We start from the raw sequence: 1,202 nt of genomic DNA on the forward strand, positions 1-1,202 counted from the left end.
AGCGAGAAGTGTTTAAGTGTTTACAATTGATGTTTTTTCAGTAGATTGGGTCTGTAGCTCAGCTGGTTAGAGCGCACCCCTGATAAGGGTGAGGTCGGTAGTTCAAGTCTACTCAGACCCACCAATTTTATTGGGGCCATAGCTCAGCTGGGAGAGCGCCTGCTTTGCACGCAGGAGGTCAGCGGTTCGATCCCGCTTGGCTCCACCATCTACGCATCGATATTTAATTAAGGTTCAAAGAGTGTTTTGATTTAATTTAACTTAATTTTAATTATTATATTGTGCTAAAGAGATTTATCTGATCAAGGCGCGAGAAGAATGAAAGCAAGAGTTTATATAAATAAATGATTGCTTGAATGATTTGAAGCAACGCAGATCAGGTGAATGTCTTGAGCACAAGAAGAGATCTTTAACAATTTATTATAGAGTAATGACCAAGAGAATAAGCGCAAACGGCGGATGCCTTGGCAGTCAGAGGCGATGAAAGACGTGATAGCCTGCGAAAAGCTTCGGGGAGTTGGCAAATAAGCATTGATCCGGAGATGTCTGAATGGGGGAACCCAACCAGTTTACTGGTTACCTAATTTATTTAGGAGCGAACGTGGGGAACTGAAACATCTAAGTACCCATAGGAAAAGAAATCAACCGAGATTCCCTCAGTAGCGGCGAGCGAACGGGGAAGAGCCTGGCATATTTTAGCGTATATATTAGTTGAACATTCTGGGAAGGATGGCCATAGCAGGTGATAGCCCTGTAGACGAAAATTTATGCGTGGAACTAGGTATGCGAACAAGTAGAGCGGGACACGTGAAATCTTGCTTGAAGATGGGGGGACCATCCTCCAAGGCTAAATACTACTGACTGACCGATAGTGAACCAGTACCGTGAGGGAAAGGCGAAAAGAACCCCGATAAGGGGAGTGAAATAGAACCTGAAACCGTTTGCGTACAAGCAGTCAGAGCATTTTTAAGAGATGTGATGGCGTACCTTTTGTATAATGGGTCAGCGAGTTACTTTTAGTGGCGAGGATAACTGAATAAGGGATCCGTAGCGAAAGCGAGTTTTAATAGAGCGGTTAGTCGCTAGGAGTAGACCCGAAACCGACGCGATCTATCCATGACCAGGTTGAAGGTTGGGTAACACCAACTGGAGGACCGAACCCGGTAATGTTGCAAAATTATGGGATGAGTTGTGGATCGGAG

General features: G+C 44.8%; 2 tRNA genes and 1 rRNA gene. All 3 read left to right on the forward strand.

Annotated features, from left to right (window positions below):
• Positions 1 to 47: 47 nt before the first annotated feature.
• Positions 48 to 124, forward strand: a tRNA-Ile gene (locus IE867_RS14485).
• 8 nt (positions 125 to 132) lie between these two features.
• Positions 133 to 208 (forward strand) — tRNA-Ala (locus tag IE867_RS14490).
• A 224-nt stretch (positions 209 to 432) separates the two neighbouring features.
• Positions 433 to 1,202, forward strand: a 23S ribosomal RNA gene (locus IE867_RS14495); the annotation flags it as partial.

Origin of the sequence: Cysteiniphilum marinum, assembly GCF_014857925.1 — a bacterium.
Classification (GTDB): domain Bacteria; phylum Pseudomonadota; class Gammaproteobacteria; order Francisellales; family Francisellaceae; genus Caedibacter; species Caedibacter marinus.